Genomic DNA, 23,031 nt, shown 5'->3' with positions numbered 1-23,031 from the left:
CCCCTTAATGGAGGGTCCAGAAATTCAGTTCGCCGAAGCACAGATCGACAACGGTCGCTACGGTACCCGCACCATTCGTTTCGAGACCGGCCGCCTGGCCAAGCAGGCCGCGGGCGCTGCAATGGTCTACATCGACGAAGAGACCGCACTGCTCTCGGCCACCTCGGCCGGCAAGCACCCACGCGAAGGCTTCGACTTCTTCCCACTGACCGTGGACGTCGAAGAGCGCATGTACGCAGCTGGCCGTATTCCGGGCAGCTTCTTCCGTCGCGAAGGCCGCCCATCGACCGAAGCCATCTTGGCTTGCCGCCTGATGGACCGCCCGCTGCGCCCAGCCTTCGTCAAGGGCCTGCGCAACGAGGTTCAGGTTGTTGTCACCGTTCTGGCCATCGATCCAGACGAGCTGTACGACGTGGTCGCGATCAACGCTTCCTCGATGTCCACCCAGCTTTCGGGCCTGCCATTCTCCGGCCCAATCGGCGGCGTCCGCGTTGCACTGGTTGACGACGGAGAAGGCGCCCAGTGGGTTGCCTTCCCGAAGCACAGCCAGCTGAAGAACGCCGTGTTCAACATGGTTGTTGCCGGCCGTGTGGCAGGCGACGACGTGGCGATCATGATGGTCGAGGCCGACGCTACCGACAACGCTTGGGAACTGATCCAGGGCGGCGCCACCGCGCCGACCGAAGAGGTCGTTGCCCAGGGTCTTGAAGCCGCTAAGCCATTCATCAAGGTTCTTTGCGAGGCGCAGGCCGATCTGGCTTCGCGTGCCGCAAAGGAAACCGTCGAGTTCCCTGTGTTCCGCGACTACGAAGATGACGCCTACGCAGCGGTCGAGGCAGCAGCCTCCACCCGCCTGGCCGAAATCTACGCCATCGCTGACAAGCAGGACCGCGACAACGCCGCAGGCGAGTTCAAGAACGAGATCGTCGCACAGCTGACCGGTGAAGGCGCAGCCTTCGCCGAGCGTGCAGGGGAAATCTCCAAGGCCTTCGGTGCGGTCACCAAGCACATCGTGCGCCAGCGCATCCTGACCGAGCAGATCCGTATCGACGGCCGTGGCCTGGCTGACATCCGTCAGCTCTCCGCCGAGGTCGAGGTCCTGCCTCGCGTACACGGTTCGGCAATCTTCGAGCGTGGCGAAACCCAGATCATGGGCGTCACCACCTTGAACATGCTGAAGATGGAACAGCAGATCGACTCGCTGAGCCCGGTCACCCGCAAGCGCTACATGCACAACTACAACTTCCCGCCATACTCGACCGGTGAAACCGGCCGCGTAGGTTCGCCGAAGCGCCGCGAAATCGGCCACGGTGCCCTGGCAGAACGCGCTATCATGCCTGTTCTTCCTTCGCGTGAAGAATTCCCATACGCAATCCGCCAGGTCTCCGAGGCATTGAGCTCCAACGGCTCGACCTCCATGGGCTCGGTCTGCGCCTCCACCCTGTCGCTGCTGAACGCCGGCGTGCCACTGCGCGCACCGGTTGCCGGTATCGCCATGGGTCTGGTTTCGGACACCGTCGACGGCGAAACCCGTTACGCTGCCCTGACCGATATCCTCGGCGCCGAAGATGCCATGGGCGACATGGACTTCAAGGTGGCTGGTACTCCTGAGTTCATCACCGCGATCCAGCTGGACACCAAGCTAGACGGCATCCCGGCCTCGGTGCTCGCCGCAGCGCTGACCCAGGCCCGCGAGGCTCGCCTGCACATCCTGAACGTGGTCAACCAGGCCATCGACACCCCGGATGAGCTGTCCACCTACGCGCCACGCATCATCTCGGTGAAGATCCCAGTGGATAAGATCGGCGAGGTCATCGGCCCGAAGGGCAAGATGATCAACACGATCCAGGAAGACACCGGAGCTGACATCTCGATCGAAGATGACGGCACCGTGCTGATCGGCGCCACCAATGGTGAGTCCGCCGAAGCCGCACGTTCGGCCATCAACGCGATTGCCAACCCTCAGGTTCCTGAGATCGGCGAGCGTTACCTGGGTACCGTCGTGAAGCTGACCACCTTCGGTGCGTTCATCTCGCTGACTCCAGGCAAGGACGGATTGCTGCACATCTCCGAGCTGCGCAAGATCAACGACGGAAAGCGCGTCGAGGATGTTGAGGACGTCGTCTCGGTAGGCCAGAAGCTCCAGGTCGAGATCACCAAGATCGATGACCGCGGAAAGCTCTCGCTGTCTCCAGTTGTTGAGGAAGACGACGAAGCAGAAGCAGAAGCCGTAGCGGCCGAGTAATTCTCGTTTTCTAGTTCGGTTTGATAGGTCCCGGCCCGCACACTGTGCGAGCCGGGACCTTTCGGCTTAAACCGGTTGCAGTCCGTGGTTGCAGGCGAAACCAGCAGCTGCGTGTGCGGGCTACAGGGCAAGAAAACGCGTTGCTGCGATTCCTTCAGGCCAGCGCGGCCGGTCGGTGTGGACAACGGCGGTTGCTTTGGGAATTGATAGAGGATACGGCGAAGGCCGGACACCATTTGGTGCCCGGCCATTCAAGCATGCCAGCTCGAGACTAGTGCTTATGGTCCTGCCGGCGATCTCTAGAAGCGCAAGGTGCGCAGGTAGTTGTAGCCCACCTCGGCGGTCTGCAGCGGGGTGACGTCCGGGCGGTCGTTCTCCACGATGAACTCCTTCGGGCGGTGGGCCGCGAAAATGCGTGAGAAATCGATGGCACCGGTGCCGAGATCCGCGAAGTCGCCCGCGGTATCTCGATCCTTGACGTGGTACTGCAGTGTCTTCTGCGGTGCCTGGGCGATCGTGTCAATCGCGAACTGTATCGGATCTTCTGCGCCGACGCCCACGCCGCCGGTGACGGCCCAGTAGAGGTCGACTTCCAAGTGGACGTTGCACGGGTCGAGGCGGCTGGTGAAGATGTCCCACGGGGTTTCGCCGTTGCCGAGGTCGGTCGTGAACTCGTGTGCATGGTTGTGGTATCCGTATTTAAGGCCCACTGCGTTCGCGGCCGCGGCCTCTTCGTTCATCTGGTCAGCCCAGCGGCGCCAGTCGTCGGCGTTGTCGGAGACGAGGTAGGGCACATTGATATAGGTCTGGCCTAGCGTGAGCGCATCGGTGAGCTTTGCCTCCAGATCCGCGGCTGAATTGCTGATGCCATTGTGGCTGGAGGATGGAGTGAGGCCCAACGAGTCAAGCATGGCACGCATTTGCCCTGCGGTGCGGCCGTAGAGGCTAGCTAGCTCTATCTTGGTGTAGCCGTAGTCGGCCAGGGATGCCAGTGCGCTGTCGACGCCCTCGCCTTGCATGATCGAGCGGAGCGTGTAGAGCTGGATGCTGATCTGTCCTGGAGGCACCGGTCGGCGGCCAGTGGGTGCCGCCAGCGCGGTGGTTCCGCCGAGAGCGACGAGTCCGGCGCCGGCGCCGAGGGCTACCGCGCCACGGAGGAAGCCGCGCCGCCCCACGTCGTTCTGCTCGAGGGAGCGTTTGAGGGCGGCGGGGGCATTGAATCCGAAGCACATAGTGATGCCTTTCTGGCGTGCGATAAACGCCAGCGGCAATCAGCACCAGCGCTTGGAGTATGTGACGCATGCAACACTATTTCCAGACTTTGTTGCCTGTCAAGCAAAAATCGTCGAGAATCGACAAAAGGCCGTTTCTTCGCTTGGCCTAGTCTCCCTTGAGCCCATTCACGAGGGCATCGATATGCTTCGGCGACATGGCGTGGTGGATGGCCAGCATGCTGGCGCCGAGCACACCGGCGTCCTGTCCGGCTCCGGACTGGACGATCCGCAGGTGCTGGGTTGCGACCGGGATGGCCCGCGAGTAGACCACTTCGCGTATCCCGGCGATGAAGTGCTCGCCGGTGAGTGTCATCGAGCCCCCGATGACGATGACGGATGGGTTGATGAGGCTGACGCAGGCGGAGAGGACCTCGCCCACATCGCGGCCGGCTTGGCGGACGGCGTGCACGGCCTCGGCGTTGCCCGATTTGACGAGCGCGACCACGTCTTCACTGGAATTTGCGTCCAGGCCGAGGGCGTTGAGCTTCTTGGCCACGGCGGGTCCCGAGGCGACCGCTTCGAGGCAGTCCAGGTTTCCGCAGTGGCAGGTGATGCCCGAGCCGTTATGCACGCGGATGTGCCCGATATCGCCGGCGACGCCGTCGGCTCCCCGCTGCAGTCTCCCGCTCGAGATAAGGCCCGAACCGATGCCCGTGGCGATCTTCACGAAGAGCATGTTGTCCACCTCCGGCCACGAGACATTGCGCTCGCCCAGGGCCATGATGTTCACGTCGTTGTCGACGAGCACCGGGACATGGAAGTGGTCCTGCAGCAGCCCCGGAACGTCGAATCCGTTCCAGCCGGGCATGATGGGCGGGTTGAACGGGCGGCCGGTGCGGTGTTCTACCGGACCGGGGATCCCGACGCCCACCGCCAGCAGGTCGGTCAGCGCGTGATCGCTCGCCTCCAGCAGCTCCTTGCCCAGCTCGACGGCGGCTTCGAGGACGACATTTGGACCCTGGGATACCTCGATATTCCGCCCGTCCTCACGCAACCGATGCCCGAGCAGGTCGGTGAGTGCCACGCGCACGTGGGATGCGCCGATGTCGATGCCGAGAACCACCTTGCTGCCTGCGTTCAGTGCAATGCGTGAGGAAGGGCGCCCGCCGGTGGAGGTGGCGTCGTCCACGAACCCCACGAGCCCGAGGGTCATAAGCGCTTCGATGCGCAGGGTGATCGTGGAGCGGGCCAAGCCCATCATCTCCGAGAGCTCCGTGCGCGTGCGCGCTCGTCCGTCGCGGAGGATCTGGAATAGTTCGCTGGCACCTGAGCCGCTGAGGCCGCTGAAGTTGCTTATGTCATTCATCGACTAATTACAGCATACTAATCGACGGAACGCGCTCTGCGCTCCATGGGCACGGCTCACCAAGGGGTTTGTGGTGTGAAGCGACATATGGAAACGGCCCTGCGCCTCGCGCGCAGGCATGGGCAAATTGGCGCTAAGCCACAAATCACGTCTTACAGTGATAGGAGGTGGTCGTTTGAAGGCGAAGACGCATCGTCAAACTAGATAGATTCGTTACTTATCCTCATTAGTCGTGCTAGTTTCATGTGACCGGGATCTCATATGGCCGGTAGGTGCGTTTTTGCACGCTCTGCCGGCGGCGTCGCACCGTGCCACTACATCACGAGAAGCGCATGACGAAGGGCAATTATGATCGGCCGGGCAATGCGCAGGCAAGGGCGTGCCCGCCAGCAAGATCTCCACCAGATTTTCAGCTATTTGACGTGGGGAAACGAGGTTGGGACCGAGTCGGTGCTCGCCGAGTTGGCCGACATCGGATACCGAAACATCGAGCCCTTCGGCGATACCATCGAGTTCGCCAAGACCGTTGGCCAGAAATACGTGGGTTCGGGCGGTGCCGCCTCCCCGGGCATTGGAAACCTTGAGGACACCCTTGCCACCGTCCAAACCCTCAACCGGCTCGGCGAGCGGTCCAAGAAATCCGATACGGGCAAGATCTTCGTGCACAACCACCAGGGTGAATTCACCAGCCAATACCCCACCCGAAGACCGGCGAGCTCATGAGCGCCTGGGAGCTGCTGGCCGAATACACCGATTCGCGGTATGTCAGCTTCGAACTGGACGTGCTCTGGGCGACTGACGCCGGCGTGGATGTCGTGCAGATGCTCCAGGAGCGCGCCATACCGACCGATGATGTGGGGGGAGTGGCAGATCGACTGGTCGCCCATCCTGGATGCGGCGCGCCGCCGCGAAACAGCACTTTCGCACGAGCATCACCGCTCGCACCACAGTATGTGAAAGGACAATGAGGTGGGAACACCAGCCAACCTGGACATTAACGAGGACGAAATCGCGGACGGGGAATCCCTGGCGCTTCCACGGTGGGGTGGGTGGGCCTCTGGCTCGTCGGCGCCCGCGGTTCGGTGGCGGCCACGACGGCCATCGGTTGCGCAACCGATCAGGAGGGCTTCGCCTTCGGAGATACCGTCAGCTACGAGGTCCAGGTCTCCTGCGACCAGCCGGTTGACTGCGTGCGCGTGGAAGTGAGCTGCATCTTGGGCCACCACCCGCAGGCGACCACCAGCGGCTGCACCGGCTCCTTCATCACCACGGTGCCTGCTAGCTGTTTAAACCCGGACGCAACCTACCGATTAATTTCCCGGTCCGCGGATGCCGCGCGCAGCACGCCGGCGGGATCAGCCAACAGCGGGGCGAAGGCCAGCTCGGCGGCACCCACCAGGATGAGGCTCTCGCCGAGCGGGGCAAGCTCGATGCGCACCTGCTCACGAGCGCCGCGCGCGGCACCGAGGGACACGGCCCCCTCCACGATATCGGGCATCGCCTCGGCCAGGATGCGCAGGAATCCGCCGAGCACGATCAGCGACGGGTTCACCTGGTGCACCACGCCGCGCAGTCCCACCGCGAGCAGGCGGGCCTGCCGGGAGAGAACCTCGCGCAGCTGCGCGGAGGCCTCGCCGGATGCGAATAATCCGAGCACGCTTTGTTCCAGGTCCTCGGCCCGGTCCACCGGCAGCTGCACAGCCCGAAGCAGTTCTTCCCGGGTGACTTCGGCTTCGAGGCAGCCCGAGGAACCGCAGGAACAGGCTGCTCCGTCCGTGCGCACCAGCATGTGCCCCAGTTGCCCGGCGAACCCGGTCGCCCCGTGCATCAGCTTGCCTCCGCTGACGATCCCGCCGCCGATGCCGCTGGCTCCGCCGAAGAGGTAGACGAAGTCCGCGACTTCCCGGCCCGCGCCGAAGGCCGCCTGCGCCCGGGCTCCGACAACGGCGTCGTTCGCGCAGGCCACCGGCAATTGCAGGGCCTTGGCCAGCTGCGCGGCGAGCGGCTGCTCGCGCCAGCCGAGCTGCGGTGCCTCGATCACCGTCCCATCGGCGGGGTCGACGAGCCCGGGGACGGCCACACCGATGCCGACCACACGGAAATGCGCGGGCAGGGCCGCGGCCATGCCCGCGTAGACGGCGGAGACGATATTCACGACCTCCGGCATGGAGGGGGCGCGGACGGTATGGAAACGCACGGGGTTGACGATATTCCCGCCGAGGGCCACCAGTGCGACGCCGACGGCGTCTACATCGGGGTTGACGGCCAGGGCGAGCACCGACGGGCCGGGATTGATCATGATGCTGGGGCGGCCGTGCTGCTGGCTCTGGTCCAGATCGCTCTCCACGACGAGGCCGAGCTGCACGAGTTCGCCGACAAGAGCGGCGATGGTGGAGCGGTTCAGCCCCGTGGTGCGGGTGAGCTGGGCGCGGGAGAGACCCGCGGAGCTGTGCACGAGGCCCAGTACGGTGGAGAGGTTGTGCTGCCGCGTCGAGTCGCGGTTGTTGCCCAGCCCGGCGCCGGCCGGACGCACGCCAGCGGGTTTCGACGAATTGCTATCCACTTCCGGACCGTCACTTTCTGGCAGGCTGCCGTGCCTGCTTCCGCTTACATGCTATCTGCAGCGACGCGCCAAACAGTGACCTTCGATCGGCGATTCAAGTGATGATTCCGGCCGGATAGACGCGGTCAACGGCGCAAAGCAGAGGTTCGCGCAGCGCCCTGGGAAGGGTCTCCGGGACGCCGCCGTGCTCCAGCTGCGCCAGGGCGAAGCCGGCGTGCTGTGCGGCGAGGTCGATCGCTAAGTCCTTGGCACCGCAGCCGACCAGGACTGAACGGACGCGCTCGGCGCCGTCCGCGGTCAGCTCCGGGGACCCGATGAGATCGGCGATGCCCGCGTAGCGGCCGACTGACTTCACGCGGCGCACACCGGCTCGGGAGCCTGGGCGAGTTTCGCCCCGGCTTGCAACGGGGCCTCGAAGGAGTACACAGAGGTCTCTGCCGTGCGGTCTTGACGATGTCTTCCAGCTCGGGCATCGTCTGGGAGCTGCTGATCTCGATGTCGAAGATCTCGCCGCCGACCGAGGCAAATTCCGCCTAGTCGAGCACCTCGTGCAGCTTCCGGTGGATGGGCTCGGGCACCTCGATCGACCTCAGCAGCCGGGCGCCGCCGGCCGCGGCACGCTCCAGGGCCTCCCAGAGCTCCAGATAGGCCGGCCCTGCGCATTCCGCGCGGAGTTTCGCATCCGCGAAGAATCGCCGAAGCCGCTGTTCGACCAGTTCGCCGCTCGCGGCCAGATCCACGATATGCCCCTAGGCCTTCAGGGGTTGCTTCTTGGCCTTGCGCTCCTTGCGGACGGCGAAGCGCTGCTGCAGCAGGACGGCGAGCACGATGATGGCGCCCTTGGCCAGGGCCTGGACGGAGGTGTCCATGTTGTTCTGCGTGAACACGTTGGTGAGCGTGCTGAAGATGAGCACGCCGAAGACGGTGCCCATGACGGTGCCGCGGCCGCCTGCGAGCAGGGTGCCGCCGACCACGACCGCGGCGATCGCGTCGAGCTCGTAGAGGTAGCCATGGGTGGAGGTGCCCGAGGTGGTGCGCCCCATCATCATCAGGCCGGCGATGCCAGCGGCGATGCCGGCCAGCACGTAGAGCGAGACGATGTGGCGCTTGACCTTGATGCCGGCCAGGCGGGAGGCTTCGAGGTTGCCGCCGATGGCCACCGTGCGGCGTCCGAACGTGGTGCGGTTGAGCAGGAACCAGCCGGCCGCGGAGACCAGGGCGAAGATCCATACGAGCACCGGCACGCCGAGGAAGTCGGCGCGCATGAAGCCGGTGAAGTCGGTGTTGGTCACCAGCAGGGTGCGGCGCTCGGAGATGATCTCGGCGAGCCCGCGGGCGGCCACCAGCATGGCCAGCGTGGCGATGAACGCCACCACATTGCCGTAGGCGATGATCACCCCGTTGATCAGGCCCGCGAACGCGCCGACCAGCAGGGCCACCACGACCATCACCAGCCACGTCGATTCCGCCGCGGCCGTTTGGACGACGGCGAGGCTGCCGACCACCGAGGTCAAGCCCAGCACGGAGCCGACCGACAGGTCGATGCCGCCGGCGGTGATGACAAAGGTGACGCCGATGCTGAGCACCCCGATGATGGAGGCATGGCGCAGGATCACCAGCATGTTGTCCGAGGACATGAAGCGGTCCCCGCTGGTGATCAGGCCGATGGCCACCAGCACGGCCAGCGCGAGAACCAGGCCGATGCTGCGCGCGGCGGGGCCGTGCAGGAGATTGCCGAGGAGTCCGCTGGCGCCGCCGGAAGTGGCGCCGGGGTCCGGGGTCTGGGCCGAAGAGTGTTCGATGACCTGGGTCTTTTGCTTGCTCACGCGGCACTTCCCTTCATGACGAGGTCGAGCACGCCGTGCTCGTCGATATCGGTTGCGGTTCTCTGGGCGAGGACGTGCCCGTCGTCGACGACGAGCACATTGTCGGCGAGGCCGAGGACTTCCTCGATCTCGCTGGAGATGACGATGATGGCGGTGCCGGCGTCGGCCAACCGCCGGATGAGCGTGTAGATCTCGGCGCGGGCGCCGACGTCCACGCCGCGGGTCGGCTCGTCCAGCAGCAGGACCTTGGTCCCGTGGACCAGCCAGCGGGCCAGGAGGATCTTCTGCTGGTTGCCGCCGGAGAGCGTCCGGGCGGGCCGCTCCGGATCCGCAGGGCGCAGCTCCAGGGCCTCGATCTGCTCCCGCGCGGCTCGCCGCTCGGCGTTTTCGTCGAGCAGCCCGGTGCGCGCGAAGCGTTCGAAGGTGGACAGCGTGACGTTCTTGTAGATCGGCTCGTCAAGGATCAGGCCCTGGCTTTTGCGTTCTTCGGGGGATAAGCCGATCCCGGCCTCGACGGCGGAGCTGACCGATCCCGGAACCAGCTTCTTGCCGTTCACCGTGACCTGGCCTGCGGTTGCCTTGCGGGCGCCGTAGATGGTCTCGACGATCTCCGAGCGCTGCGAACCAACCAGCCCGGCGATGCCGAGGATCTCGCCGGCGCGGACCGTGAAGCTGAGTTTGGCGAAGTGCCCCTCCAGCTCCAGGGCCGCTACGTCGAGCACCACGGGCGCATCAAGCGGGAGGGGCCGGCGCTCCGGGAACACGTTTGCGACATCGCGGCCGGTCATCCGGCGGATGAGTTCCGCCTTGGGGGTCTGGGCGACGTGCAGGTTGTTCGCCGTGCTTTGCCCGTCCTTGATGACCGAGATCCGGTCCCCGATCTCGCGGATCTCCTCCAGCCGGTGGGAGATGTATACGACGGCGATGCCCTGGGCGGTGAGCTCGCGGACCACGCGGAAGAGGTTCGCGACCTCGCCGGCATCGAGGATGGCGCTGGGCTCGTCCATGATGATCAGCTTGGTGTCCCGGGAGAGGGCGCGGGCCATGCTGACGATCTGCTTGTTGGCGGTGGAGAGCGTGCCAACCTCGCGCGCTGGCGACAGGTTGCCGTGTCCCAGGCGCTGCAGCAGCGACCGGGCGGTCGCGTGGGCCCTTTTCACGTGCAGCACGCCCCGGGTCGCATGCTCGTGGCCCAGGAAAATGTTCTCGGCGATGCTCAGCCCGTCGACGACGTCGAGTTCCTGGTACATCGTGGCGATGCCCAGATCCAAGGCCGCGGTAGGGCCGGGCAGGCTGACCTGCTGGCCTTCCCAGAAAATTTTGCCCTCGTCGGGTTGGTGGACCCCGGACAGGGTTTTGATCAGGGTGGACTTGCCGGCGCCGTTCTGGCCCATGACGCAGTGGACCTCGCCCGGGAGCACGGAAAGGTCGACGCCCTTGAGTGCTTGGACGGCTCCGAATCGCTTGGTGAGCCCGTGCACCTCGAGCAGAGGACGGGGCTTTTCATCTTGCAGCATGTGATGAACCTAACACATTATGTCGGCAATCGGTAGAAGTTCGTCGATTTTCTCCGATCTTCTGTTATTGTGATTGTAATCACGCTGGCTGGTGCCCGAATAATTCGGGCTGCACACGGCGGCGTTGTACCTAACTCATTGAGGAGATAGACATGTTTGCTGTTCATTCCGGACGGAAGATGCTCATCACCACCGGTGCCCTCTTGGCAGTTGGCGCGCTCGTCACCGGCTGCTCGTCGGGCTCCGATGGCGGCAGCGCGCAGCCTTCCAACGCCTCGATCGAAGGCAATTCGGCCGCGGGCGAGGAGGTCGTCATCGGCTTCTCGGGCCCGGCGGCCGACCACGGCTGGCTCGGCGCCATCAACTCGGCCGCTATCGCGCAGGGCGAGGCATTGGAAGACGTGGACCTGCGCGTCGCCGAAGGCACCAACGATGCGAACCTGCAGATCAGCCAGGTTGAGCAGTTCATCAACGACGGCGTCGACGTGATTGTGCTGCTGCCCACCGATGGCACGGCGCTGACCGCCGTCGCAACCAAGGCCATGGACGCCGGTATTCCGGTGGTCAACGTGGACCGTGAGTTCTCCAACCCCGCCGCCGCCCGCACCACGATCCTTGGTGACAACTACGGCATGGGCCGCAGCGCCGGAAACTATATCTGCGAGCGCCTGGGGGACAAGCCGGACGCGGTGGTCGCCGAGATCCCGGGCATTGATTCCCTGCCGCTGACCCAGGACCGCAGCAAGGGCTTCGAAGACGCCTTGAAGGACTGCGGCCTCAACGTGGATAACCGCGTCCCGGCCGACTTCACGGTAGCCGGCGGCGAACAGGCGGCCTCGCAGCTGCTCTCCGCCGCCCCCAAGATCGACGCGCTCTGGAACCACGACGACGATCAGGGCCACGGCGTGCTGGCCGCGATCGACAGCGCCGGGCGCGACGAGTTCTTCATGGTCGGCGGCGCCGGCTCCGCCAACGCGATGGAGCTGATCAAGGGCGGGGAGTCCGTACTCGAAGCCACGGTCCTCTATCCCTCCACGCAGGCCGCAGACGGCGTTCGCCTAGCCCGACTGATCGCCCAGAACAAGGCCATGAGCGATCTGGTCGAGGTCGAGGTCCCGAAGCGCATCGTCTTGAACGCCCCGGTGGTCACGGTGGACAACGTCGATCAGTACCTGCCGACGGCGTTCAGCTCTTAACCGGCCCAGGCAACGGATCGGGGCGGTTCTCCGTTCACCGGCGGACCGCCCCGGCCAGCGCCCCCACGTCTACCCCTCGCAGGAGGAAACACATGCCCAACCAAAAATCAGCCCTGAGAATCGCCCTGATCGGGCACGGCTTCATGGGCGCCGCGCATTCGCAGGGGTGGCGCGTCGCGCCGCGATTCTACGATCTGCCGATGCAACCGGAGATGACGCTGCTGGTCGGCCGCAATGCCGCCGGCGTCGAGGCCGCCGCCGCGAAGTGGGGCTGGGCGGAGACGTCGACCGACTGGCGCGAGGCTATCGAGCGCGAGGACATCGACGTGGTGGACATCGTCACCCCGGGCAACTCGCACGCCGAGATCGCGATCGCCGCGCTCGCCGCCGGAAAGCACGTCTTGTGCGAGAAACCGCTGGCCAACACGCTCGAAGAGGCCGAGGCGATGGCCGCGGCCGCCGAAAGCGCAGGCAAGAGTGTCCAGGCGATGCTTGGATTCACCTACCGCCGCGTGCCCGCGGCGGCGTTTGCGCGGCAACTGGTCGGCTCGGGCACCATCGGCCAGGTCCGCCAGGTCCGCGCCTCCTATCTGCAGGACTGGCTCCACGACGCCGACGCCCCGCTGACCTGGCGGCTGCAGAAGGAGCACGCCGGCAGCGGCGCGCTCGGGGACCTCGGGGCCCACGCCGTGGACCTCTCCCAGTTCATCACCGGGCAGAAGCTCACCGGCGTCAGCGGCATTCTCGAAACCTTCGTCCACGAGCGGCCGCTGCCCGGAGCGGAGTCGCAGCGCGGGGAGGTCAGCGTGGATGACGCCGCGATGTTCACCGGCCGGTTCGACGGCGGAGCGATCGGCATCTTCGAGGCCACCCGCATGGCCACCGGACGCAAGAACTCGCTGCGGATCGAGGTCTCCGGCTCCAAGGGGGCGATCACCTTCGATTTGGAGAACTACAACTCGCTGGGCTTCTACGATGCCACCGCGCCGAATACCCTCCAGGGCTTCACGAATATCATGGTCACCGAGCCGGAGCACCCCTACATGTCCGCGTGGTGGCCCACCGGGCACGCGCTCGGCTACGAGCACGGTTTTGTGCACCAGGCCAAGGACTTCGTCGAGGCGGTCGCCGAGGGCCGGCAACCCGAGCCCTCATTCGCGGACGGCCACCAGGTCCAGCGCGTGCTCGACGGCGTCCAGCGCAGCGCGCAGAACGCCAGCGCCTGGGCCCAGACGCTCTAGGCCCAGCGCACCGCACCGCACCGCATCTCAGCACGAAGGAACCGAGCAAAGGAGTACAAGGATGGCACGCGATTTCACCCTGTTCACCGGCCAGTGGGCCGACCTGCCGCTGGAAGAGGTGGCCCGCCTCGCCGCGGGCTGGGGCTACGACGGCCTGGAGATCGCCGTCTCCGGAGAGCACCTCGACGCCTGGCGCTGGGACGATGACGACTACATCGCCGAGCGCCTCGGCATTCTGCAACGCCACGGCCTGAAGGTCTGGGCCATCTCCAACCACCTGAAGGGCCAGGCGGTCTGTGATGACCCGATCGACTTCCGCCACCAGGCGATCGTCGGTGAGCGGGTCTGGGGCGACGGCGACCCGGAGGGCGTTCGCCTGCGGGCGGCCGAGGAAATGAAGAACACCGCCCGGCTGGCCCAGCGCCTGGGCGTGGACACCGTCGTCGGATTCACCGGGTCCTCGATCTGGCAGTACGTCGCGATGTTCCCGCCCGTTCCGGGCGAGGTCATCGAGGCCGGCTATCAGGACTTCGCCGATCGCTGGAACCCGATTCTGGACGTCTTCGATGAGTGCGGGGTGCGGTTCGCCCATGAGGTGCACCCCTCGGAGATCGCCTACGACTACTGGTCCACGGTCAAGACGCTCCAGGCGATAGGGCACCGTGAAGCATTCGGGCTGAACTGGGATCCGAGCCACATGGTGTGGCAGGGGATCGACACGGTGGCGTTCATCTCCGACTTCGCGGACAAGATCTACCACGTGGATTGCAAGGACACCCGGATGCGCATGGGCAACGGCCGCAACGGCGGGCTCGGATCCCACCTGCCCTGGGGCGACCCGCGGCGCGGCTGGGACTTCGTCTCGGCCGGACGCGGAGATGTGCCGTGGGAGGACGCCTTCCGCGCGCTCGCGGCGATCGGCTATGCCGGCCCGATCTCGATCGAGTGGGAGGACGCCGGCATGGACCGACTCTACGGTGCGCCCGAGGCGCTGGCGGCGCTGAAGAAGCTGGACTTTCCAGCGTCCTCCACGTCCTTCGACGCGGCCTTCAAGCAAGGCTGAGCCGGAGCGTCTGCGCCGCCGCGCGGGATGCGCCCGCTGCGATCTGGGCTTGCAGCTGAGCCCAGATGGCTAGTCCCGGAACTCTGCCCCGCACAAACTTCCGTGGTCAGTAGCGACCACGGAGTGTTTGTGCGGGGCATCGGTCTTCTAATTGGGCCAGCTCCCAACTGCCCTCGCCGGCAACCACTCGTTGGTCCGCGCCCCGTGGCGTTCGGACCCGGGCTGGCCGAATTATGGCTTCCCGTTCTTCCGGTCCGGACGCCGCTATGGCCTTTGGACTCCTCGGGGAGGAAGCATCCGAAGTCCTGGCCGGAAGATTCCATGTCGGCCAGGAACTTCTGATTCTCGAAGACCGGGTGCCGGCTGCCGCACAGGATCTGGTTGAGCGTTGCGCGTTCGCCAAACACTCGGAGTCCCCTCCGGGCTTGCCAGCAGAAATTGGCGTAAGCCCAGGAAGAGCTTGTGGTGCGAGGCGCAGCATCCGTTGCCCGAGTGCCCGGACCTGGCCGGAGCGATTGGCCGTTCTACGCGATCCGCAGCGAGGGATCGGCTATGCAGCGATTCGGCTCGGATTGACGAAGTGTGAGTGCTACGGGATGTCGGGGGAGAAGCCGCGCAGAACATGCTGCTTGCTCCGCGCGGAGTACTTTCGGGCCACTGGGCGATCGCCAATCGAATACTGGGATCAACCGGATCATTGCTCTTCACAGTTCAGGCCGATCCGATGAAGCGAATTAGTGCCCACTCATTGATCGAGAGCGTCAATTATGGGTGGAAGTCACCGATATCGTGCGACAAAACGGTTCTCAATATGCAGACATAGCTCATTGGACTGGAACTTTCCGTTGTGGCATTCACGCTGATGTGCAGCGGTATAAAACAGTCCTCTGGTCGAGTCGCTGGCGTGATACCGCGATCGGTCGAGCTATGTTCGGAAAAACATGGTTAGCATCGGGTCGTGGTTTCCGAGTGCTCGAACGTCTTGCCCGCGAATCAGCACCTGCCCGCTTAGGATAGAACTTGAGCTCTGTCAACGTGGCCGCGGAGAATATGGAGGACATCGTTTCAGTGGATATCGGGGGAATGAAATTGCAGCACCAGAACTTACTGGTGACGCTCTATGGTTTGTATGGACAGCCCTCCAGCGGCTCCTTCCCGGTATCTGCAATCGTTGAGATGTTCGGCGCGTTGGGGATCAAGTCCCAAGCGTCCCGGTCGACGATTTCGCGTTTAAAAAGTCGTGGTGTGCTCATCAATGAACGCACCGGCAGCGATTCGCATTATCAACTTTCCGCCGAGATTCTCGATGGCTTCCGCAAGGACGATCAGCGGATTTTCGCCCCGTCTCGCTCCAGCTCCGATGAATCTCTGATCCTGGCCATATTTTCGGTGCCCGAGAGCGAGCGGAATCGCCGTTACGAACTGCGTTCGGAGTTGGCGAGCATGGGTTTCGGAATGGTTGCAAGCGGTGTCGCCGTCGGCCCCCAATTGGCATTTGAGCAGGCCAAAGCACGGCTGAACGCACGAGGATTATCGGGGTATGTTGAATTTTTCCGTGCCGACTACATGTCACCGGAAGATATTCAAGATCGGGTGGCGCAATGGTGGGATCTCCAAGCGCTTGACCAGCAGTACACCGACTTCTTGCAACTGTACGTAGGGCGCTTGGGGGCTTGGCAGGAAAAGCTGGCAAAGCCAGTGGAATCCGATGAGCAGCGCAGGGATCTTGAACGAGAAGCTTTCGCTTTCTATGTACCAATGCTGACCCGTTGGCGGCATTTTCCGTATCGTGATCCGAACCTTCCCTTCGAATACCTGCCCGAAGGATGGAAAGCACCGCAGGCCAAGAACACGTTCCTGGCATTGCATGAGCTGCTGGCGCCGCAAGCGGAGCTGTATGCCAATCAGTTACTCGGCCTGCGCATCGGCTGACGCCCGGGTCATCCAGTTTCGGACCGCGTCCCAATGGTGCTTCTTGGGATCAATGGCCTCGAAATGGTCCAAGTGCGGATGAAACATGGCTGTCTGCTGAGCTTTGTCTCCCAGTGATTGAATATACTGCCGTGTATGTTCCAATGGCACACGGTCGTCATCTTGACCGTGGACCAGGAGCATGGGCACCGCAGGGGACGGCTGGTGGCAAGGTGAGGCCTGCCGGTATGTCGTTGGCGCATCGCTGGGTGTACGTTCAAAATATTCTTTGGCCGCGGAATCACCGAGGTCTTCTTCAAAGACCTTGATGGCATTGGTGACCGGTGCAAGTCCTACTACGGCATCGGCGCGATCGGCATTGAGCAGAACCAGCTGCCCGCCCACCGAATGCCCGATAAGGACCAAGCGATCGGGGCGATCTTCGCGGCGAAGTGTGCTCCGGATCAGCTCGATCGCCAAAGCTACATCCACGGATGGTGTGGGCCAGGGATGCTCAGGGCCGCGCCGGTATTCCACGTTGGCCACGTTCCAGCCCGCCTGCAATAGATCCTCGAGCATGGGCTGCATGACCGCGGCATTGATCCGCTGCCTCCAGTAGCCGCCATGGACCAGAACCGCGGTGCCGCGTGAAGGCTGAACTCGTGAGTGCACCAGGGTGAGATGCTGATCGGGGTGGTCGCCGTAACTCAATACTTGGCTATCTTGCGAGTTTTGCGTCACGGGCCGTTCCCTTCGCCGGTAAACGGCCAGCAGGATGTTCCTGCCGGCCGTTTGGAATTTCTATAGATTCTAGTCTGCTCCGGGCACCGATCCCGGCGGCAGGAAATTGACGTCACGCAGCGCCGAGCGGCGTACAACTTCCTCGGGATCCGCCAAGTCATGGAGTTCATCGAAGAGGGTGGCGAGTTGTCCCGCGGGGCTGACCCAGAACAGCGATTTCGCCGGTTTTTCATCTTTGATGTAGTAAGCGTGCGGAAGACCCATGGGCATGCGAACGGTGTCGCCGGGACCGGCCTTGAACCATTCGCCGTCTAGATAGAGGGTGTAGGTGCCCTCCATGATGTAGAGGTGCTCGTCCTGGGTCGGGTGAACGTGTGGCGGGACACCGGTTCCTGAAGGATCCAGAGACAACCACGCAAAGCTGCTGGAGCTTTCAACCTTGGAAAGGTACGTGTGGCCAAGGACGTTCCATGTTTTGTTGCCCATCGACTCGCTTGCCAAGGTAATGCCCTTGGGCAGGTCGCCCAGGATGATTTCTTGACCCTGCTGCTGCTCCATTTTGACTCCTTTGTGGGGTAACGAACTCTCGCGTTCAGCATGGCATAGATCACATTGGATATGCAATAGGTCTTGCGATCGCAAAATATGGTGTATATGATTTCTATCACTTCGGTCATCACTGCCGAACGCTTTCACACCCTCGCAATTCACGCATCGCGGTCGATGGGACCCTTTGCTGCCCACAACGAGTTAGGCATCAATGTGAATACCAAACAGAGAACAGGAATGAGCGTTTACACGCTCGGTACCGGAGGCGGCCCTATAGTCTCCAGTTCCCGTGCTGGGACCAGCACGGCGATTCGAGTCGATGGGGCAACCTATGTCATCGATTGCGGAATGGGAAGTATCCGCAACTACCGGTCGCACGCCGATTGGGGCGAGTTGCGGGCCGTGTTGTTGACCCATCACCACTCTGACCACATCTACGATCTCGGTGCGTACTTGGTGACCGGATGGCAAGTTCCGGGTGAGTCCTTTACCCGTCCTATTCAGGTTTACGGTCCCGGACGGCCTAATCGCATGCCTGCCCTCGACCGAAAGCATGAGGAACAGATCGCCGCGCGCGTGGCCGACCGTGAAATGACAAGCACGGAAGAAATCGTGGACGCCCTGCTGGATAAGGTCTTTGCCTCGGACGTGGTCATCCGCATGGCTGACGAAGGGCGAGATGAGCCCCATGAATGGATCCAGGCGCATAACATCCAGATCCCGGAACCTGTGCGGGCCTGTGCCGTGGAGAACCGGCACCCGGAGATGGAACCATTCGAAATCTACCGCGATGAGCTAGTCACCATTTCAGCAATCCTTGTTGACCATCGCTTGTGCTTCCCCGCTTTCGCCTATCGTATTGACTCGCGCTATGGGTCTGTAGTGGTTTCGGGTGATACCGCGTATTCCGAAAATTGCGTGAAGCTCGCCCAAGGCGCCGACCTGCTCCTGCATGAAGTCATCGATCTGCCAGGGATTCTGGCTACGTTCCCGGACGGTCCCACGCGAGACGGGATCGAAGTGCATCTGCGCGAGTCGCATACTCCATATAGCGAGGTTGGCAAAGTTGCGCAGAAGGCCAACGTTTCTTCCTTGGTGCTGCACCACATTGTTCCCAACACCCCAGGCGCCGCGGATCTGGTAGCCATGCTAGATACCGCACGTGAAGATTTCGCCGGTACCGTATCCGTTGCTGAAGACAACGACGTCTTTGAAATTGGAAGCGTAAAGTTGCAACTTGCCGGCACCGAAACCAAGAGGAGCTTGGTATGAGCGCTACACAGAACCTCTCCGATCACACCTTGAGTGCTGCCATTCGCAATGGCAAGATGAATCGACGAGCGTGGGTTGTCACCGGCATGCTCGTGCTCTTTCAAATAATCAACTTTGCGGACAAGGCTGTTTTGGGTCTGGTGGCCGACCCGGCGATGCGCGAACTGGGATTGACCGCCGGACAGTTCGGATTCATCGGCAGCGCGTTCTTCTTCCTCTTTGCCATCGTTGGCGTAGCGGTCGGTTTCCTGGCCGGTAAGGTGTCGACGCGTTGGATCCTCTTGACCATGGGCATAGCGTGGGCTGTCCTGCAGTTCCCCATGCTCTTTGGCGGAGGCGCCGCGGTCCTGCTGGTGACACGTATCTTTTTGGGCGGTGCCGAAGGTCCCGCCACGCCCATTTCACTGCAGCATGCCCACGGATGGTTTAAGCCTAAAGAGCGCGGGCTGCCCAGCAGCATTATCGCCGCAGGCTCTACCTTAGGTCCGATTCTCGCTGCACCTGCCCTGGCCTGGATTATTGCCCACCCAGCCTTGGGCTGGCGTTGGGCCTTCGGCTTCTTGGGACTTGTCGGATTGCTCTGGAGCGTGGCCTGGCTCATTGTCGGCCGCGATGGACCCTTCAGCCATTCCAAAGACGGCAAAGCGCGGTCTCAGGACAAGACCCAGGATGCGCGGCCGATTGCACCTGAGGCACCGAAGAAGGCCGAGGACCCCTCGGAGCCGGTGGCGGAATTCGAGCCGAACGGTACCGGCAGTATTGCCGATTCGTCGGATCTGCTGAAGATAGTGCCAATCCGACGCGTTCTAGGATCTTGGATGTTCGTAGCCGCGGTGTTGGCTGGTGCTGGATGCTTCTGGGCGCAAGGTTTCCTGACCACTTGGTCCCCGAAATATCTAGGTTCTGTGGTGGCGCTGTCTCCAGAAATGATTGGCCTCGTCTCGACATTCCCCTGGGTCGTCGGCGCCATCGCGCTGTTGATTCTGGGCTTTGGCTCGCGCTACCTGATGAAACGTGGGGTTACCGTGCGTTGGGCGCTCGGTGCACTTTTCGGGGCAACTTTGCTGATCTCGGGCGTGTGCTTCTCGATTCTTCCATTCCTCTCGGGGTACGCCGCGGTGGCCATGTTGACCTTGGGAGCCGGCACAGCCATGATCTATCCGCTGGCACCAACTGCGATCGCCTTCAGCGTCTGTTCCAAGCAGCGTGCGGCAATTATGGCCACGTTGACGGGCCTGGCGTCGGTGGGCGGCGTGATCGCTCCAGCCATGGTGGGTGGTCTGATGGATCGGGCGGGGTACGTGCCCAGCCCCAAGGGCGTTGCGGATACGGCTGAAATGGCTGCATTGCTGGCACAGGGGATGAACTCTTCGTTCGGGATGATCGGAATCTACCTGGTCGTCGTTGGCATCTTCTGCGTACTGATGCTCAATCCGGACCGGACGGCCCGTAAGCTGCAAACCAGTTTCACGTTCACCGGCTGACAATCCAGTAGAGGTTTTGGGTATTCTCTTTGCTCCCGTGGCTCGCTGGCTTGCGCAGCGATCACCGCGGGAGCAAAGAGGGGTTCAGGCTTGGGACGAACCCGGAATTCTCGTGAGACGAGATCCCATCCAAAGAACATGGGGAACGCCGGGCGCGGCAAGCTCAAATTACCTGCGCACATCGCCGGCCCATTCGATGATTTTTGTGTTTTTTATGGGCGATTCGGAAGTCGCCCAGAGCGCAATCCACCAAGGTGGATCCAGCGGTCAATGGCGAGGTGCGCGAACTGCAGGTCCTGAATTCTGCGGAGCTAGGCTGGATCGGTGGAGTTTCCGTTTCAGCAACGGCGGAGTTTCATCCGCGATGTGCGGTGAACTCCGGAGCGTCAAACGCAATGGCACTGAAGCGAACCAGCGGCGCCGATGAGTGCATTCGCGGCATGAACTGCGCCAATACTGCGGCCGCCTATCGAACCTCGCCGATAGGAATTGGGGAATGTGTCTTGATCAATTTGCGCCACCAGGTACGAACTGCGATCGGTCGCTTCGGTTCCGGAGATCATGGCACGGCGGTGCAGAACCTGGAATCGACCCGGGCAGCGGTGCTTGCATCGGCTGCTGCTCAGCCGAGTGCATGGGCAAGTCGCGGTAGAAGGTTTTTCCTTCTTGCACGCAAGCGAACACGGCCTCGGCCCACGCGAGAATGCGTGATCCGAAGCCGTGCCTGCACAAATACGGGGGTAAATTCCTGCGGATTAGTCCACTGCTAGCTCGCGTTCGACGGCGGTATTTGGGGACCGGTTCTCCACGATTCGCGGTGGTATCAGGGACACCGCAATCGCCGCTACGACTCCAACGATTGCGAAGAAGACAAAATTGAATTCGAAGCTAATCCCCGTTGCCGCGATCCAGCCACCGATGATGGGACCCGATATTGCACCAATGCGGGCGAAAGACAACGCCCAGCCGGTGGCGGTGCCGCGTTGGGCCGCCGGATAGTAGTCGGCAATGTAGCCGGTGAGCACCAACGAGGTGGAGATCGAACCAATACCGGCGAAGGCGACAAAGCACAGGTTGATAAACATGGTGTTCGGAAACATCAGCAGCAAGATTCCACCAGCCCCCAGCAGATAGAAGATCACCAGGATGGTCTTCTGGCCGTATTTATCAGCCAGATATCCGAGGATCAATCCGCCGACGGCCGAGGCCAAGGAGAAGACCAACAAGAAAGTCAGCGAGGACCCGAGGTCGTAGCCAGCTTTGCGCATGATTTGCGGCAGCCAAGTGTTCAGGCCATAGACCAGCACCATGCCGCAAAACAGTGAAATCCAGAAAAAGACCGTGGAACGCAGGTATTTACCAGAGAACATCGCCGACATGACTTCTCGCCAAGGAATCTTTCTGCCTGGCTGAGCCGGAGCGACCGGCTGGTAATTGGGCACCTTGAGCTTCGAGGCCAGTGCCTTGGCTTCGGCCAGGCGTCCCTTGGACACCAAGTACTCCAAGGATTCAGGGAGAATCCAGGCGATAATCGGCAGCAGCACAACCGGCAATGCGCCGACAGCTACAACCCAACGCCAGCCAAGTACCGGAAGGAGCGCCATGGCAACCAGAGCAGCGGCAACAATTCCCAAGGAGTATCCCGAATACATGATGCCGTAGTTCAGCGATCGTTTTCGAGGCGCGGAATATTCGATGGTCAGGGCCGCTGCCACCGGTATGATCCCGCCCATTCCCAGGCCGCCCAGGAACCGGAACAGTCCGAAGATTTCAGGTGTGGGGGCAAATGCCGCACCTGCTTGGGTGATAGTGAAGATCACCATGGCGAGCAGTAGCATCCGCTTGCGGCCGATAACGTCGCTTAGGGTCCCGATAAACAGGGCGCCAAACAGCATGCCGACCAGCGCGTAGGCGCCGAGACCGCCCAGTTCGAGAGGGGTGAGCGACCATTCTTTGTACTCGGCGAGGGCCGGGAGGACCGCACCGAGCACGCCGACGTCGTAGCCTTCGGCCAGAATTGCCAGCCAACAGGCAAAGAGCACCAATCCCGTGGTGCGTTTTGGGATGTTCCATTCGGTTACTGCGGTGGGTGAGGCCATACCGTTCTCCTGGCGTAGGGGTGGTCGTTAGCGCCCGAATGGGCCTAGCCAGTATTATTGCCTTAAAGTGACGTGCGTTACAATAGTTCTATAAAAGAAAGGTGAACATGACTTTCCATGGACGGGAACCAATGACTGGTGCGCCTGAAGTCGTTGCGGCCGAGGTGTCCGAGTTCCTCGGGGCTGCGCTCGCCGGAAGCTCGCTGGAACGAACTGTCGAATGGGTTGACACGGACGCTGCAGGTCATCAGCACAATTCGGTGATCATGCGCTTCGTTGAAGCCGCCGAGTCGAAGCTCTTTAGAGAGCTCGGCCTGAAGGGTTATTTTCCCATTTCACCGCGGGTCAGGCAGGAAATAGATTTCAAGTCCAAGTTGTATTTCGGGCAGTCTGCAACGGCGGCGATCCGCATCGACAGATTGGGGACCAGCTCCATGCACTTTGCCTTTAGGGTGTGGGGTCACCCGTTCGAGGGCAACGGTCTGGCAGTTGCTGCCGAAGGCAAGGTCATTACCGTCTGCGTGCCTGAAGGGTCATCGGGATCCGGGCCCTGGCCTGCGGAAATTCGGCAGACCATTGTCGACGCCCAGGCAAGTGGTGGGCGGCAGTAAGGGGTTGGCCCAATGCAGGGCTTTGCCCGGTCGGTGCCGCGAAGCGCGGGCGGGAATTGGTGCGCGCCTGATGCGCATAGCTCTTCTCGGAGCATGGCTTCGGTGGTAGGTTGAAGTCGTCCAATGGCTATGA

Annotated in this window: 20 protein-coding genes and 1 pseudogene; 11 read left to right on the top strand and 10 right to left on the bottom strand. The window is 62.7% G+C overall.

Annotated elements, in window-relative coordinates; genetic code table 11:
• Positions 1 to 7: 7 nt before the first annotated feature.
• Complete coding sequence (locus tag CQ015_RS02580; RefSeq protein ID WP_105649297.1) at positions 8 to 2,245, top strand: polyribonucleotide nucleotidyltransferase; 2,238 nt, start codon at positions 8 to 10, stop codon at positions 2,243 to 2,245.
• A 299-nt stretch (positions 2,246 to 2,544) separates the two neighbouring features.
• Here the strand turns inward: CQ015_RS02580 and CQ015_RS02575 are convergent, their stop codons facing one another.
• Positions 2,545 to 3,477, bottom strand: coding sequence for a sugar phosphate isomerase/epimerase (locus CQ015_RS02575; RefSeq protein WP_105649296.1), 933 nt, complete (start codon positions 3,475 to 3,477; stop codon positions 2,545 to 2,547).
• Between the two features lie 148 nt (positions 3,478 to 3,625).
• On the bottom strand, positions 3,626 to 4,825 hold the full coding sequence (locus CQ015_RS02570) for an ROK family transcriptional regulator (RefSeq protein ID WP_105649295.1): 1,200 nt from the start codon (positions 4,823 to 4,825) through the stop codon (positions 3,626 to 3,628).
• A 363-nt stretch (positions 4,826 to 5,188) separates the two neighbouring features.
• Between CQ015_RS02570 and CQ015_RS02565 the strand changes: the two genes are divergently transcribed.
• Positions 5,189 to 5,548 (top strand): hypothetical protein, encoded by a 360-nt coding sequence (locus CQ015_RS02565; RefSeq protein WP_146112527.1) that lies wholly within the window; start codon positions 5,189 to 5,191, stop codon positions 5,546 to 5,548.
• Entirely contained in the window at positions 5,545 to 5,793 is a 249-nt protein-coding gene (locus CQ015_RS02560; RefSeq protein ID WP_105554740.1) for a hypothetical protein, read from the top strand. The genes CQ015_RS02565 and CQ015_RS02560 overlap by 4 nt, the downstream gene beginning before the upstream one ends.
• 335 nt (positions 5,794 to 6,128) lie before the next feature.
• Here CQ015_RS02560 and CQ015_RS02555 read toward each other — a convergent pair whose 3' ends face one another.
• The 5 genes from CQ015_RS02555 to CQ015_RS02535 form a co-directional block, all read right to left on the bottom strand.
• Positions 6,129 to 7,388 carry an ROK family transcriptional regulator gene (locus tag CQ015_RS02555; RefSeq protein ID WP_258137639.1) on the bottom strand — a complete coding sequence of 420 codons (1,260 nt, stop codon included), beginning with the start codon at positions 7,386 to 7,388 and terminating at the stop codon, positions 6,129 to 6,131.
• Positions 7,389 to 7,482: 94 nt separating this feature from the next.
• Positions 7,483 to 7,743: a hypothetical protein gene (locus CQ015_RS02550; protein WP_146114006.1), complete on the bottom strand. Its 261-nt coding sequence runs from the start codon at positions 7,741 to 7,743 to the stop codon at positions 7,483 to 7,485.
• 178 nt (positions 7,744 to 7,921) lie between these two features.
• A complete protein-coding gene (locus tag CQ015_RS02545) occupies positions 7,922 to 8,128 on the bottom strand; it encodes a hypothetical protein (protein ID WP_105649292.1) in 207 nt (68 codons plus the stop codon).
• Between the two features lie 9 nt (positions 8,129 to 8,137).
• Positions 8,138 to 9,214 (bottom strand): ABC transporter permease, encoded by a 1,077-nt coding sequence (locus tag CQ015_RS02540; protein ID WP_374955674.1) that lies wholly within the window; start codon positions 9,212 to 9,214, stop codon positions 8,138 to 8,140.
• Positions 9,211 to 10,731, bottom strand: a complete 1,521-nt coding sequence (locus CQ015_RS02535) for a sugar ABC transporter ATP-binding protein (RefSeq protein WP_105569998.1) — start codon at positions 10,729 to 10,731, stop codon at positions 9,211 to 9,213. The genes CQ015_RS02540 and CQ015_RS02535 overlap by 4 nt, the downstream gene beginning before the upstream one ends.
• Before the next feature lie 152 nt (positions 10,732 to 10,883).
• Here CQ015_RS02535 and CQ015_RS02530 point away from each other — a divergent pair, with 152 nt between their 5' ends.
• From CQ015_RS02530 to CQ015_RS02515, 4 genes are all read left to right on the top strand, one after another.
• Positions 10,884 to 11,927, top strand: coding sequence for a substrate-binding domain-containing protein (locus tag CQ015_RS02530; protein ID WP_105554735.1), 1,044 nt, complete (start codon positions 10,884 to 10,886; stop codon positions 11,925 to 11,927).
• Positions 11,928 to 12,019: 92 nt separating this feature from the next.
• A complete protein-coding gene (locus CQ015_RS02525) occupies positions 12,020 to 13,168 on the top strand; it encodes a Gfo/Idh/MocA family protein (protein ID WP_105554734.1) in 1,149 nt (382 codons plus the stop codon).
• Between the two features lie 61 nt (positions 13,169 to 13,229).
• Positions 13,230 to 14,231, top strand: coding sequence for a sugar phosphate isomerase/epimerase (locus CQ015_RS02520; RefSeq protein WP_105649291.1), 1,002 nt, complete (start codon positions 13,230 to 13,232; stop codon positions 14,229 to 14,231).
• 1,050 nt (positions 14,232 to 15,281) lie between these two features.
• Positions 15,282 to 16,163 (top strand): PaaX family transcriptional regulator C-terminal domain-containing protein, encoded by an 882-nt coding sequence (locus CQ015_RS02515; protein WP_258133952.1) that lies wholly within the window; start codon positions 15,282 to 15,284, stop codon positions 16,161 to 16,163.
• Here the strand turns inward: CQ015_RS02515 and CQ015_RS02510 are convergent.
• Both CQ015_RS02510 and CQ015_RS02505 read right to left on the bottom strand, forming a co-directional pair.
• Positions 16,140 to 16,883: a S9 family peptidase gene (locus tag CQ015_RS02510; protein ID WP_181150336.1), complete on the bottom strand. Its 744-nt coding sequence runs from the start codon at positions 16,881 to 16,883 to the stop codon at positions 16,140 to 16,142. The genes CQ015_RS02515 and CQ015_RS02510 overlap by 24 nt on opposite strands.
• Before the next feature lie 69 nt (positions 16,884 to 16,952).
• The gene (locus tag CQ015_RS02505; protein ID WP_105554731.1) at positions 16,953 to 17,441 is read right to left on the bottom strand and encodes a cupin domain-containing protein; all 489 of its coding nucleotides are present in this window, start codon (positions 17,439 to 17,441) and stop codon (positions 16,953 to 16,955) included.
• Positions 17,442 to 17,528: 87 nt separating this feature from the next.
• Here CQ015_RS02505 and CQ015_RS19505 point away from each other — a divergent pair.
• The 3 genes and pseudogenes from CQ015_RS19505 to CQ015_RS02495 all read left to right on the top strand — a co-directional run.
• Positions 17,529 to 17,876: pseudogene (locus CQ015_RS19505) on the top strand (MBL fold metallo-hydrolase); the annotation flags it as partial.
• Between the two features lie 87 nt (positions 17,877 to 17,963).
• Positions 17,964 to 18,704, top strand: coding sequence for an MBL fold metallo-hydrolase (locus CQ015_RS02500; RefSeq protein ID WP_258133792.1), 741 nt, complete (start codon positions 17,964 to 17,966; stop codon positions 18,702 to 18,704).
• A complete protein-coding gene (locus CQ015_RS02495; protein ID WP_105554730.1) occupies positions 18,701 to 20,188 on the top strand; it encodes an MFS transporter in 1,488 nt (495 codons plus the stop codon). Before CQ015_RS02500 ends, CQ015_RS02495 begins: the two co-directional genes overlap by 4 nt.
• A 755-nt stretch (positions 20,189 to 20,943) precedes the next feature.
• Here CQ015_RS02495 and CQ015_RS02490 read toward each other — a convergent pair.
• A complete protein-coding gene (locus CQ015_RS02490; protein WP_105554729.1) occupies positions 20,944 to 22,287 on the bottom strand; it encodes an aromatic acid/H+ symport family MFS transporter in 1,344 nt (447 codons plus the stop codon).
• 131 nt (positions 22,288 to 22,418) lie between these two features.
• Here CQ015_RS02490 and CQ015_RS02485 point away from each other — a divergent pair, with 131 nt between their 5' ends.
• On the top strand, positions 22,419 to 22,898 hold the full coding sequence (locus tag CQ015_RS02485; protein WP_105649289.1) for a thioesterase family protein: 480 nt from the start codon (positions 22,419 to 22,421) through the stop codon (positions 22,896 to 22,898).
• Positions 22,899 to 23,031: the final 133 nt, after the last annotated feature.

Origin of the sequence: Arthrobacter sp. MYb221 (genome assembly GCF_002979835.1) — a bacterium.
GTDB lineage: Bacteria > Actinomycetota > Actinomycetes > Actinomycetales > Micrococcaceae > Glutamicibacter.
The sequence above is the reverse complement of the archived record's forward strand: the minus strand, read 5'-3'. Positions and strand labels throughout refer to the sequence as shown.

Excerpts from the sequence above, each read along its gene's own strand:
- CQ015_RS02580 (WP_105649297.1), top strand. The coding sequence starts at position 8 with ATGGAGGGTCCAGAAATTCAGTTCGCCGAAGCACAGATCGACAACGGT.
- CQ015_RS02575 (WP_105649296.1), bottom strand. The coding sequence starts at position 3,477 with ATGTGCTTCGGATTCAATGCCCCCGCCGCCCTCAAACGCTCCCTCGAG.
- CQ015_RS02570 (WP_105649295.1), bottom strand. The coding sequence starts at position 4,825 with ATGAATGACATAAGCAACTTCAGCGGCCTCAGCGGCTCAGGTGCCAGC.
- CQ015_RS02565 (WP_146112527.1), top strand. The coding sequence starts at position 5,189 with ATGCGCAGGCAAGGGCGTGCCCGCCAGCAAGATCTCCACCAGATTTTC.
- CQ015_RS02560 (WP_105554740.1), top strand. The coding sequence starts at position 5,545 with ATGAGCGCCTGGGAGCTGCTGGCCGAATACACCGATTCGCGGTATGTC.
- CQ015_RS02535 (WP_105569998.1), bottom strand. The coding sequence starts at position 10,731 with ATGCTGCAAGATGAAAAGCCCCGTCCTCTGCTCGAGGTGCACGGGCTC.
- CQ015_RS02530 (WP_105554735.1), top strand. The coding sequence starts at position 10,884 with ATGTTTGCTGTTCATTCCGGACGGAAGATGCTCATCACCACCGGTGCC.
- CQ015_RS02525 (WP_105554734.1), top strand. The coding sequence starts at position 12,020 with ATGCCCAACCAAAAATCAGCCCTGAGAATCGCCCTGATCGGGCACGGC.
- CQ015_RS02520 (WP_105649291.1), top strand. The coding sequence starts at position 13,230 with ATGGCACGCGATTTCACCCTGTTCACCGGCCAGTGGGCCGACCTGCCG.
- CQ015_RS02515 (WP_258133952.1), top strand. The coding sequence starts at position 15,282 with ATGGAGGACATCGTTTCAGTGGATATCGGGGGAATGAAATTGCAGCAC.
- CQ015_RS02505 (WP_105554731.1), bottom strand. The coding sequence starts at position 17,441 with ATGGAGCAGCAGCAGGGTCAAGAAATCATCCTGGGCGACCTGCCCAAG.
- CQ015_RS02500 (WP_258133792.1), top strand. The coding sequence starts at position 17,964 with ATGCCTGCCCTCGACCGAAAGCATGAGGAACAGATCGCCGCGCGCGTG.
- CQ015_RS02495 (WP_105554730.1), top strand. The coding sequence starts at position 18,701 with ATGAGCGCTACACAGAACCTCTCCGATCACACCTTGAGTGCTGCCATT.
- CQ015_RS02490 (WP_105554729.1), bottom strand. The coding sequence starts at position 22,287 with ATGGCCTCACCCACCGCAGTAACCGAATGGAACATCCCAAAACGCACC.
- CQ015_RS02485 (WP_105649289.1), top strand. The coding sequence starts at position 22,419 with ATGACTGGTGCGCCTGAAGTCGTTGCGGCCGAGGTGTCCGAGTTCCTC.